We start from the raw sequence: 10,684 nt of genomic DNA, 5'->3' as shown, positions 1-10,684 counted from the left end.
CTCAGCTCCCGAACGGGCGCGAGCGGTCCAGCTCCCGCCAGGCGGGAAAGACGAACGGCGGCGCCGAGATCAGCACGTACACGCAGGTGAACATCAGCAGCGTCACGTCCAGGCCGGTCAGGGAGCTGAGCGAGCCCGCGAGCAGGCCGCCGATCGGCATGCCCGCGTACATGGCGGCCGTCATCGTCCCGATCACCCGGGCCCGCAGCGGAGCGGGGATCCGGTCGTACTGCAGGATGCCCAGGATCGGGTTGATCGCGCCCGCCGCGAACCCCGACACCGCCGTCACCGCCAGCGCCACCGGGAACGGCGCGCCCAGCGCCAGCACCAGCACGCGCGGCACCCCGGCGAGCAGGAAGGCCAGCCCGTACGTCAGCCGCATCGGCAGGCGCTCGCCGGTCGCGCCGTACACGATGGTCCCGGCCACCGCGCCCGCCCCCAGCATGCCCGTGAGCAGGCCGAACGCCCGCGGATCGCCCACCACCTCGCGCGAGTAGAGCGCGAGCAGCACTTGCGTGACGCCCGTGTCCAGCAGGTTGACCACCACGACCATGGCGGTGGCGCTGAGCTGCAGCCGATCCCGCCACAGGAACGCGAGCCCGGCCCGCAGGTCGCCGAGATAGCCTGCCGAGCGCCGCACGCTCCGCCGCACGCGCGGCACCCCCGCCCCGATCAGCAGCGCCGACAGCAGGAACGACACCCCGTCCATGAACAGCAGCAGGTGCGGGCCGAACCACAGGATCAGCATCCCCGCAAGCGGCGCGCCCACCATCGCGGCGGCCCGGGAGACCCCGTCGTAGGCCGCCGTCGCCCGCTCGATGCGCACCCCGGCCGCCACCGACAGGTCGGGCAGCATGGCCTTGCGCGCGGTCTCGCCCGGCGTGGTCACCAGCCAGCGCAGGAAGAGCAGCAGCATGAGCAGCGGGTAGCCGAGGTCGGAGGTCACGAACAGCAGCGGCACGGCCAGCGCCACCACCCCGCCGGCCAGGTCCGACAGCACGCTCGTCGCGCGGTAGCCGAGCCGGTCCACCAGCGTGCCGCCGAACGCGGCGGAGATCACGATGGGGAAGGTGGTGGCGAACGAGGCCAGCCCCGTCAGCACCGCGCTGTCGGTCGTCTCCAGCACGAACCAGGGGACGGCGAGCAGGGAGAGCATGTTGCCGGTGATGGATAGGGCATTGGCGGCCAGGAAGGTGATGAATGGACGCCTCACGCGATGCCCCCGGCAACGGTTGTCGCTACAGCGTTGCTCATGGGTGGCTTATGGTCAAGCAGCCCATTTTGACGACTTACGTCCTGATATATCGGGATGATCTGCCGGTGCGGCGGTCGTAAATCGACAATTCGGAAATGCAGGAACGAGCAAGGCGCCCACCACACGCCACCACCGCCGGGGCACACGCCACCACCGCCTGGGGTGCGCGGCACCACCGCCTGGGGTGCGCGGCACCACCGCCTGGGGTGCGCACCACTGCCTGGGGCACGTGGCACCGCCTGGGGTGCGCGGCACCGCCGACGTGAGGTGCGCGGCGCTGCTGACAGGGCGGCACGGCATCACCGCCGGTGTGGCGCGCCGCAGCACTGCCGGTGCGGCGTGCGGCGCCACTGCCCGTGTGGCGCGCCGGAGGGCGCAGTTCTTGGCGGGCAGAGAGTTCTCAGCGGCGGAGCCCTGAGAGCGAGACCTAGAGCATGGGGTGCCCTGCGGCGACGCGGAGGAGACCTGCCCTCCGATGACGCTGGAGAGGCCTGCCTCCTGTGGCGTGGGGGAGGCCTGCCTCCTGTGGCGTGGGGGAGGCGTGCCTCCTGTGGCGCAAGAGACCTGCCTCCTGCAGAGCGGGGAGGCCTGCCTTGCGCGGTGCGGGGGAGGCCTGTCCTTATGCGGTGCGGGGAGACCTCAGCGGCGGGCTGCTTGTCCGGGCCGGATAAGCTCGTGGCCCGATCCACGCGTACCACCGGGAGGCTGCCCCGATGACCCTCGCCGTCCACGTCGGCCCCGAACCCGTCCCCGTTCTCATCGACGCCGTGCGCCGCGCCGGCGGGCGGGTCGTCCCACTGGAGCAGGCCGAGGCGATCGTCTACTACGGCAACGACGACCCGGACGAGCTGCGCGGCATGCTGCACGAGGGCATCCGCTGGGTGCAGCTCCCGCACGCCGGCATCGAGCGCTGGGCCGACGCCGGCATCCTCGCCGACCATCCCGTCTTCACCGCCGCCACCGGCGCGTACGGCCCGGCCGTCGCCGAGCACGCCCTCGCCCTCATGCTGGCCGCCGCCCGCTCCCTGCACCGCCATGCGAGGGCCACCACCTGGGGCCGCAACGACTCCCGGGTGTTCGCCGGATCGACGGTCGCCATCGTCGGCGCGGGCGGCATCGGCAGGTCGCTGACCCGGCTGCTGGAGCCGTTCGGCTGCCGCGTCGTGGCGGTCAGCGACCGCGGCCAGGTACCCGGCGCCGACACCATCCTGCCGCGCGCCCGCTTCCGCGAGGCGCTGCCCGAGGCCGATTACGTCGTCGTCGCCGCGCCCGCCACCCCCGAGACCAGGGGGATGTTCGGCGCGCACGAGTTCGGGCTGATGCGGGAGGACGCCTGGCTGGTGAACGTCGCCAGAGGCAGCCTCGTCGTCACCGGCGAGCTGGTGGAGGCGCTCCGCTCGGGCGTCATCGGCGGGGCGGCGCTCGACGTCACCGACCCCGAGCCGCTGCCCGACGGCCACCCCCTGTGGACCCTGGAGAACGTGCTCATCACCCCGCACAGCGCCAACCCGCGCCCGGCCTACTGGCGCGGCCTGGCCGACCGGGTCACGGCCAACGTCCGCCACCTCATCGCCGGCGAACCCCTGGAGGGCGTCGCCTCCCCCTCCCAGGGCTTCTGACCGCCCTTCCGCGTTCGCCGCCGGTCCCGCGCCGTCCCGGCTGTTCGGTTGTCCGTCCCGACTGCTCGATCGCCGACCCCGCAGCCCGGCCGCCGCTCCCAGCGGCCTGTCCGGCTCGGTTCGGCGGCCTGTCCGGCTCGGTTCGGCGGCCTGTCCGGCTCGGCTCGGCCGTCTGCCTGGCCTCTGCCGGTCGCTTGGCCGGCTCTCCCGGCGCTCTGCCTGGTGGCGTGACCGGTTCTGCCCCGGTGGCCTGCCTGGCTCGGCGGCCATACCCTGCCCTTCCGGTGGCCCTCCCGGTAGTCCTCCCGGTGGCCCGGCCGGCCCCGGCCGGCCCCGGCCGGCCGGCTGACTGCCTGTCCGGTTCGGGTGCCTGTCGCGGGGTGAGGGGCCTCAGGCGCGGCGGTCGGAGTCCAGCGGGCCTGTGCCGTGCTCCTCCGGGCGGTGGGCGGGTGTCTGTGCGGCCGGGGCGGGGCGGTGGTGCCGGCTCGGGTCAGTCGAGGTTGAGACGGGCGCCGCGGCTCAGGCCCGAGTCGTGGACCTCCAGGCCCAGCGGGTCGAGGTCGTCCGGCAGCTCGAACACCACCGCTCCTTTGAACGTCCGGCCCGCCTCGATCCGGACCGGGGTGATCTCCTTGCCGTCCTCGTCGAGCAGCTTGGTGCCGCCGTGCAGCGCCTTGTCCTCATCGATCAGCATCTGCCGGCCGGGATCGAGCACGCGGGCCTCCTGGCCGACGTTCCTGACCTGGATGCCGACCTCGCACGTTCGCGTCGCCGCCTTGCCCGTGTCCTCGCAGTGCACGCCGGTCACCGCGAAGCGCAGCTTGCCGTCCTGCACCGGCCCGTCCTCGCCGACGGCGGGCGAACGGAAGAACCAGGACAGCCCGGAGACCAGCCCCACCATCAGCACGGCGACGACCGCCACCATGGCCAGGCAACCGTTGGTCACGCCGCGCCTGGGGCCGCCGTAGAGCCGGCGCGGATCCCGGCCCGGCCGCTGGGGCATCGGCCTGCCCTGGGGCGGCGGCATGGGCACCCGCGGCATCGGCCCGGTCCACTCCAGCGGCGGCTGCTGCGGCGGGTGCGACGTCCTCGGCAGCGGTCCCGTGCGCTCGGCGGGCGGTGGCTGCGGGGGCGCGCCACCCGGCCGCGGCCCGGTGCGTTCGGCTGGCGGCGGCTGTTGCGGCGCGCGGGACGAGCCCGGACGGGGGCCGGTCCGCTCGGCGGGCGGCGGTTGGTGCGAAGAACCGGGGCGCGGTCCCGTGCGTTCGGCGGGCGGCGGCTGTTGCGGTGCGCCTCCTTGCGGTGCGCCGCTCTGCGGTGCGCCGCTCTGCGGTGCGCCACCCTGCGGAGCGCCGCCCTGCGGGGCTCCTGGCGGTACGACCTGCTGTGGCGCGTGCGCCGACGCGGCCTGGGGCGGCACGTTCTGGCCGGGCTGCGGCCCGCCCTGGGGCGCGGCCAGGCCACCCTGCGGCGTGCCAGGCCCACTCTGGGGCGTGCCAGGCCCACTCTGGGGTGTGCCGGGTCCGCCCTGGGGTGTGCCGGGTCCGCCCTGGGGCGCGTTCGGTCCAGGTGGGGGCGCGGCCGGGCCGCCTTGGGCTCCTCCCTGGCCGGGTTGCCGGGGCACGCCGGGCCCGCCCTGGGGCGCGTTCGGGCCGGGCTGAGGCCCGCCCTGAGGGCCGGGCTGGGACACGTGTGCGGGGGCCGGGCCGGGCTGCGGGGCATGGGACGGTCCAGGGGCGGCGTGAGACGCGCCAGGGGCCGGGCCACCCTGCGGCGTGCCAGGGGCTCCCTGGGGAGTGCCCGGGGTTCCCTGCGGTGCGCCCGGGGCGCCCTGAGGCGCGGCGTGAGGGCCAGGGTGCGGGGCAGCCGGGCCGGGGACGGGGCCGCGGTCGCCGGGCGGCGGCTGGGGCGCCCGGGTGGTGCCGGGCGTCGGGCCGGTGCGTTCGGCGGGCGGCGGCTGCGGCGGAAGGTGGACGGCGGGGCGGGCCCCGGCGTGGGTGACGTCGGGCGGGGGCGGCATGAGCGGCCCGAACTCGGACGGGTTCCACGCGTTGGTCAGATGCTTGGTCGCGGCGAGCTGCGCGGCGGGCTCGTCGGCGGCGCCCACCAGCTCGAGCAGCAGCTGCCGGGCGGCGGGCCGGCGCGCGGGGTCGGGGTGGATGGCCGCCGCGACGAGCCGGTCCAGCGGCTCGGGCAGCCCGCGCAGGTCGGGCGGCGCCTGCCGGGCCCTGGCCGCCATCACGTACGCGTCGCCCTCGCCGAACGGATGCCCGCCGAGCCCCGCGTACGCGATGAGCGACCCCCACGCGAACACGTCGCCCGCCGGGCTGGTCTGCCCCTCGAAGACCTGCTCGGGTGCGATCCATCCGGGCGTGCCCATGACCATGCCGGCGTTGGTGTGGCGGGAGTGGACGTGGGTGGAGCGGGCCAGCCCGAAGTCGATCACGCGCGGCCCGGCCAGCGTCAGCATCACGTTGGCCGGCTTGAGGTCGCGGTGGACGAGCCCGGCCGCGTGGATGGCGGTGAGCGCGGCGGCCACGCCGACGGCGGCGGCGTGCAGCACGGACGGCGACAGCGCGCCGTGCTCGATGAGGTGCTCTTCGAGCGAGATGCCGTCGATGTACTCGGTGACGAGGTAGAGCCGGCCGCGGTCCTCGCCGTGGTCGAGCACGCGCGCGGTGCAGAACGAGGCGACCTTGCGCGCGTTGGACACCTCTTCGTGGAACCGCGCCCGGTAGACCGGGTCGGCGGTGAAGTCGCGCCTGATCGCCTTGACCGCGACCTTGGAACCGTCGGGGGCCTTGGCGAGGTAGACCACGCCCATGCCACCGGAGCCGAGACGGCGGATCAGCTCGTAGGGGCCGATCGCCGGCGGGTCATCCGGCTCAAGAGGAGTGCCTGCGGAGCGCCCCAACGTCGCCGTCCTCTCGCCGTCGTCATCCCGTCGCAACCCGAACCGTTCCTCCCGCCGGTTCGTATCGTGTGACAACCCGAACTGTCCCGCGCCCGGCATCCCGTTTGTACCCCAGACTCTAACGGAGACAGGCGATGTCCGTTGGCCACTAGGCCGTGCACGGCCCCAACGGGTAGGCCGTTCAGCAGCCTCGGGCGGGGTCGCGGCGCAGGGGCCGCATGGAGACGCGCAGGCGGGCGAGATCGATGGCGTGCGGCAGTGGCCGGTGGGGCGAGAGCAGCCTGCCGACGGGCTTGGGGCGGGCGATGCGCAGGATGGTGCCGAGGAAGGCGGTGCCGACGGCGAGCGTCAGGTGCACGCCGTCGCAGCCGGGCCGCGCCCACCACTCGGTGGCGGCGGTGCCGTCCAGCCAGATCTCCGGGGCGAAGGTGTCGGCGTACGGCAGGTGCGGGCTGCGCTGGTGCGCCGCGACGGGCACGAGGACGGGGGTGCCCGCGGGCACGGTGGAGCCGTACCACTCGGTGTCGGTGGTGGTGACCCGCGACAGCGCCGGCACCGACGGCCACAGGCGCAGGCCCTCGCGCAGGCACGCGCGCAGGTGCTCGGGGTCGTTGCGGGCCGTCTTGCGGTGGCCCGGGTGCGCGGCGAGCAGCGCCAGCGTCTGCGTCAGCCCGGCCGCGGCGCAGCCGAACCCCATGAGCCAGTACGCCGCCTGCATGAGCCCCCGCGCCTCCGGCTCGGGCGTCTCGGCGATCAGCCCGGCCAGGCTGCCGGGCTCGGCCCTGCGCAGGTGGTCGATGATGCGGGCGTCGTACCGTCCGGACAGGATCTCCTGGCGGCGGCCCGCCCGCCACCGGCCGGCCCGCGTGATGCCTTCGAGCAGGCGGGTGAGCTCCTCGTCGCGGGCGGCGCCGTCGCCGTAGACGCAGCGCCTGGCCACGCGCTGCCAGCAGGCGTTCAGCCGCGAGTGGTCCACCACGCCGCTGGCCAGCTCGGCGGCCTCCTCCTGGGCGATCTCGACGAAACGCGGCCGCAGCACGTCGGTGGGCAGGCCGAAGGGGCGCTCGTCGAGCGCGGGCGCGAAGGCGGGATCGTCCTCGTCGAGCACGCGCAGGGCGTCGCGCTTGGACAGCACGAGCAGAGCGGGGCGGCGCGGCTTGCGGACCAGCACGGGACGGCCGCCGTAACGGGCATCGAGGTCGGCCAGCAGCGCGCGCGAGCGCAGCAGGTCGCGGCCGTGCGTGAGGTGCGGGATGCCCGGCGGGAGGAGCAGGGCGGTCAGGCGCAGGCTCTCCAGCAGGGTCGTCCTGGGCAGCCCCCTAGGCACGCGCGGCCTTGCGGAGAACGGGTGGGTAGGTCATGGATCGATGTGATCGTCCCGGCGACGCCGCCGCAATGCGGGGTTTCGGTCAATGGAACACTTCCGGCTTCAAGATCGGTCGGTGTTCCGGCCACCGGAACGGTCACCGGCTGAGCAGGGCCGCGGAGATGGCCTGGGCCGCCCCGCGCACGGAGATGTCCAGCCGCGCCAGCGGAAGGTGCGCGGGCGCCGCCACCGCCACCGCCATGCAGACCCGCCCGCCGGGACCGAACACCGGGGCCGCCACGCAGGACACGCCCTCGGTGTACTCCTCGCGCGCGTACGCGACGCCGTGCCTGCGCACCTGGGCCAGCTCGCGTTCGAGCGCCGCCAGACCGGTGATCGTGCGGCGCGTCATCCGCGCGAACGGGCTCCCCGCGGGCAGCCCGTCGCGCAGCTTCGGGTCGAAGGCCAGCAGCGCCTTGCCGGCCGCCGTGCAGTGCAGCGGCGCGCGGTCGTCGCCGTCGGAACGCGAGGGGACCCGGTCGTGGCCGTAGATGCGCTCGACGTAACGCACCTCCAGCCCGGCGGGCACGGCCAGGTTCACCGTCTGCCTGGTGGCCTCGTACAGGCCGAGCAGGTACGGCAGGACGAGCCTGCGGGTGCCCGGGATGCGCGGGCGCGTCACCCCGGCCATCGACTCCAGCAGCTCGCCCGGCAGGTACGCGCTGCCCACCCGCCTGGCGAGCGCGCGCGAGCACAGCACGCCGAGTATGCGGTGAGCGGTCGACTTGGGCAGGCCCGTGCTGCGGCACAGCTGCGACAGCGTGACGGGCTCTGCGGCGGCGCTGAGCGCGAGCAGGATGTCGATGCCCCGCTCCAGGCTGCCCGGCTGGGACGCGGGGCGCTCGTCCGGCACCGTGTGCACTTGGCTGATCGTTTCCGTCGGCATCGATGTCCCTTTCGCTCTCCGAGGAGCAGAAGGGGCTTCCCGGGGCTGCGGTTGGGCTTGTCGTTTACACCCGCTGACCTACCCGGCCGCCGCCCGCTGATACCACGCTCAGTGAAGACCGATGATCTCTCCGTGCACGCTCAGGTGTCGATGGGGGGAATCAGCGGCGCAGGCGCTTGCCGAGCGGCTTTCCGTTCCTCACCTTTTGATGTCCGATCAGGTGCACCTCCGGCCGAGGCCCGGAGGGCACTCCACCAGCCACAGCGTCCGCAGTTCCGGCGGCTCCGCCAGGGGTGAGAGATCTTCCACCGGTGTCTCCGCGAGCTGCAGGAAGCGCAGCGTCCGGCAGGCGGCGAGCGGCGAGAGGCCGGCCAGGCAGGGGACGCGGAAGAAGGTCAGTGAGGTGATGCCGGTATGGCCGAGCGCGTCAAGACCGGTGAGGCGATCCTGGCGCCCTATCCCCAAGAAGTGGGGTGCGGGGGCGCGTGCGACGAGATCGCGCACCGAGGACATCAGCGGCGTGCCGTAGATCGCCAGTGTCCGCATCCGGTCCGGCGGAGGCAGGGACTCCCACGCGGTCAGGGAAGAGGCGTCTGAACCCGCTCGGCGTCCCCGCGTTCGGGCAGCATCTCCAGCGCCGCCGCGTACAGGCCCATGCGGTCGGGCGGGAGCTGGGTGATGCGGTCGAGGTTGAGCGCGCAGGGCATGGAGGCGAGGCGCGAAGCCGTCCTCCTCCAGCCACGACGCCGACGCGGCCGAGCGCGTCGGTGACCTCCGCGAGCGCGACGAGCCGGTCGTCGTCGCCGAGCCCGGGGTACTCGTGACCGCACAGCTTGGTGATCCGTGCGGTCACGGCGTCGGCGATGTCCTCCCCGCCTTCAGCGCGGCCGGCTCCCATGCCACACCGCCATCATCGGGGTCAGCGGAGCGCGGCGGCCTCCGCGGCGAGCTTCTCCACGCGGGCCCAGTCGCCGGCCGCCAGCGCGTCGGCCGGGGTGAGCCAGGTGCCGCCGACGCAGCCGACGTTGGGCAGCGCGAGGTAGTCGGGGGCGGTGGCGAGGCGGATGCCGCCGGTGGGGCAGAAGCGCACGTCCGGCACCGGGCCGCCGATCGCCTTCAGGTAGGGCACGCCGCCCGCCGCCTCGGCGGGGAAGAACTTCATCTCCTTGATGCCGCGCTCGGCCAGCGCCATCACCTCGGAGACGGTGGCCGCGCCCGGCAGGTACGGCACCCCGCTCGAGTCCAGCGCCTCCACCAGCGACGGCGTGGTGCCGGGCGAGACCAGGAACTTCGCGCCGGCCGCGACCGACGCGGTGACGTCCTCGGCCGTCCTGACCGTGCCCGCGCCCACCGTGGCCTCGGGCACCTCGGCGGCGATCGCGGCGATGGCCTCGCGCGCGGCGGGTGTGCGCAGGGTCACCTCGATGACCGGCAGCCCGCCTGCGACCAGCGCCCGCGCGAGCGGGACGGCGGTGGAGGCGTCCTCGATCACCACGACGGGGATCACGGGGGCGAGATCGAGCAAGCTCATGGGGTTATCTTTCTCCTCATCGGCGCTCATGGACGAGGCCGTCTCGAACGGGGGCGGTGGTCAGCCCACCAGCTCCCTGCGGGCCCGATGGCTCAGCCAGGCGGCCGCGCCGGTCATGCCCGGCTGGGCCGCCACGATGAGCGACGTCCCGATCCCTGACAGGTAGGCGGCCATGTCGGGGTTGGACTCGAAGCGCGTGCGGAAGGCGCTGCCACGCACGCGCTCCACGATACGGGGCAGCACGCCGCCGGCGAGATAGACCCCGCCGCGCGCGCCGAGCGTCAGCGCCACGTTGCCGGCGAAGCCGCCGAGCAGCGCGCAGAACATCTCGACGGTCTCGGCGCACAGCGAGTCGTCCACCCTGGCCACGATGTCGGCGGCGGTCAGCTCCGGCGCGGTGACGCCGTTCACCAGGGCGAGCGCCCGGTGCAGGCGTACCAGGCCGGGGCCGGACAGCAGGTGCTCGGCCACCACGTGCTCCATGCCCTGCGAGCGCAGCGCGCGGACCACTTCGAACTCGCGCGGCTCCACGACCGGCACCGTGACGTGGCCGCCCTCGCCCGGCACCGGCACCCAGCCGTGCTCGGACGGCGCCAGGCCGCCCACGCCGAGCCCCGTGCCGGGGCCGAGCACCGCCTTGACGCCCTCGTCGCCGGGCGGCGGGCCGCCCAGCGAGACGAGCTCGTCGCCCTCCAGGTGCGGCAGCGACACGGCCAGCGCCTCGAAGTCGTTGAGCAGCCGCACGTACGGCACGTCGAGGTCCTGGACACTGCCCGCCCACGAGGAGTTCGTCAGCCGGTAGCGGTCGCCTTCGATCGGCCCGGCGAGCGCCAGGCAGGCCGCGCCCGGCCGGACGCCGCCCGCGTGCTCGGCGAGGTAGGCGGCCATGGCGTCGGGCAGCGTCGGATAGTCGCGGCCCGGCAGCACCGCCACGTGCGAGGGGCGCGCTCCGAGCGAGGTGACCAGGCCGAATCTGGCGTTGGTCCCTCCGATGTCGGCGACGAGCCACGGAAGGTCAAAGGCACTCACGCATACCTCCGGCGTTCAGGGGCGGCGTCAAGATCGCGCAGCCGATTGCTCCACCGAAGGATGCCACGGCGGCTCACGACCGCC

At 74.5% G+C, this 10,684-nt stretch carries 9 protein-coding genes; 1 reads left to right on the top strand and 8 read right to left on the bottom strand.

The genetic code is table 11. From position 1 onward, the window contains the following. Position 1 precedes the first annotated feature (1 nt). Complete coding sequence (locus ACGFIM_RS07415) at positions 2 to 1,213, bottom strand: MFS transporter (protein WP_393196126.1); 1,212 nt, start codon at positions 1,211 to 1,213, stop codon at positions 2 to 4. Positions 1,214 to 1,968: 755 nt separating this feature from the next. Here ACGFIM_RS07415 and ACGFIM_RS07410 point away from each other — a divergent pair. Then, positions 1,969 to 2,874: a D-isomer specific 2-hydroxyacid dehydrogenase family protein gene (locus ACGFIM_RS07410; protein ID WP_393196123.1), complete on the top strand. Its 906-nt coding sequence runs from the start codon at positions 1,969 to 1,971 to the stop codon at positions 2,872 to 2,874. 490 nt (positions 2,875 to 3,364) lie between these two features. On the opposite strand, the gene ACGFIM_RS07405 is transcribed toward ACGFIM_RS07410, so the two are convergent. From ACGFIM_RS07405 to glk, 7 genes are all read right to left on the bottom strand, one after another. After that, positions 3,365 to 5,788, bottom strand: a complete 2,424-nt coding sequence (locus ACGFIM_RS07405; RefSeq protein ID WP_393196120.1) for a protein kinase — start codon at positions 5,786 to 5,788, stop codon at positions 3,365 to 3,367. A 181-nt stretch (positions 5,789 to 5,969) separates the two neighbouring features. After that, positions 5,970 to 7,115, bottom strand: a complete 1,146-nt coding sequence (locus ACGFIM_RS07400) for a cytochrome P450 (protein ID WP_393196117.1) — start codon at positions 7,113 to 7,115, stop codon at positions 5,970 to 5,972. A gap of 136 nt (positions 7,116 to 7,251) precedes the next feature. Then, positions 7,252 to 8,040: an IclR family transcriptional regulator gene (locus tag ACGFIM_RS07395; RefSeq protein ID WP_393196114.1), complete on the bottom strand. Its 789-nt coding sequence runs from the start codon at positions 8,038 to 8,040 to the stop codon at positions 7,252 to 7,254. 216 nt (positions 8,041 to 8,256) lie between these two features. Further along, positions 8,257 to 8,586: a hypothetical protein gene (locus ACGFIM_RS07390; protein ID WP_393196111.1), complete on the bottom strand. Its 330-nt coding sequence runs from the start codon at positions 8,584 to 8,586 to the stop codon at positions 8,257 to 8,259. Positions 8,587 to 8,618: 32 nt separating this feature from the next. Further along, a complete protein-coding gene (locus ACGFIM_RS07385) occupies positions 8,619 to 8,747 on the bottom strand; it encodes a hypothetical protein (RefSeq protein ID WP_393196108.1) in 129 nt (42 codons plus the stop codon). A gap of 212 nt (positions 8,748 to 8,959) precedes the next feature. After that, on the bottom strand, positions 8,960 to 9,571 hold the full coding sequence (gene eda, locus ACGFIM_RS07380; protein WP_393196105.1) for a bifunctional 4-hydroxy-2-oxoglutarate aldolase/2-dehydro-3-deoxy-phosphogluconate aldolase: 612 nt from the start codon (positions 9,569 to 9,571) through the stop codon (positions 8,960 to 8,962). Positions 9,572 to 9,631: 60 nt separating this feature from the next. Next, a complete protein-coding gene (gene glk / locus ACGFIM_RS07375; protein WP_393196102.1) occupies positions 9,632 to 10,600 on the bottom strand; it encodes a glucokinase in 969 nt (322 codons plus the stop codon). Between the last annotated feature and the right edge of the window lie 84 nt (positions 10,601 to 10,684).

It is taken from the genome of Nonomuraea sp. NPDC049309 (assembly GCF_043196965.1).
GTDB classification, from domain to species: domain Bacteria; phylum Actinomycetota; class Actinomycetes; order Streptosporangiales; family Streptosporangiaceae; genus Nonomuraea; species Nonomuraea fastidiosa.
This window is presented reverse-complemented; position numbering and strand designations above follow the sequence as displayed.